At 65.1% G+C, this 609-nt stretch carries 1 protein-coding gene; it reads right to left on the bottom strand.

The features are described 5' to 3' along the window. Positions 1 to 45: 45 nt before the first annotated feature. Positions 46 to 234, bottom strand: a complete 189-nt coding sequence (relB, locus tag ABD299_RS19995; RefSeq protein ID WP_344264442.1) for a type II toxin-antitoxin system RelB family antitoxin — start codon at positions 232 to 234, stop codon at positions 46 to 48. Positions 235 to 609 lie beyond the last annotated feature (375 nt).

Raw genomic sequence — 609 nt, 5'->3', positions numbered from 1 at the left:
TAGTCGAGGATGGCCCAGAGTGACTGACGCGCTTGCGGGCGCCACTCAACCGGCAGCATGGCGGCGCTTGGCGGCAATCAGCTCGCGCATCTCGGCCATCACGTCGTCATGAGGGATCGAGGGCCTTGGGTCCGCCAAGCTGTCGCGGACACGCTGACGAAACCAGCGGTCGTAGCTGTCCGCCTGCTCCTGGGTCTCGAACTCGCTGATGATGGGATCAAGTGGGGTGCTCATGGGGCGCCCTCCTGGGTGATGATGCCCCCAGTGTAACGCGATGACAGCGTTAGTGCCTGGCCTCGAATCGGCGCAGTAGATCACCGAATCCGGTGATCTGTTCGCTGGGCGGCTGAGGCTCCGATTCAGCTGACGGTGCGCTTTCACGCTCGACCTGGAGCTGCCCGGGAGCTGGAAGGCGCCGCAGCTCGCGCACNCTGCTCGCGGAGAGCCTGGAGCTCGCGTAGCAGCAGGTCGTCACGCTTGTCGGGGTGGGTGTCACCGGGGGTGTATCGCTGAGACGCTTCGGGGGGTGTATCGGGTGTAACACTGTTCGGCGGCTCACCGTAGGCGCGGATCAACTCGGAGAAGTCGATCAGGCGCTGCCCGTCGTCG

Origin of the sequence: Streptomyces sodiiphilus, from assembly GCF_039529215.1 — a bacterium.
GTDB lineage: Bacteria > Actinomycetota > Actinomycetes > Streptomycetales > Streptomycetaceae > Streptomyces > Streptomyces sodiiphilus.
Note: the sequence above shows the minus strand (reverse complement) of the source record. Positions and strands in the feature narration are given on the sequence as shown.

Bases quoted from the DNA above. Each gene is read 5' to 3' on its own strand.
- relB (WP_344264442.1), bottom strand. From the start codon at position 234: ATGAGCACCCCACTTGATCCCATCATCAGCGAGTTCGAGACCCAGGAG.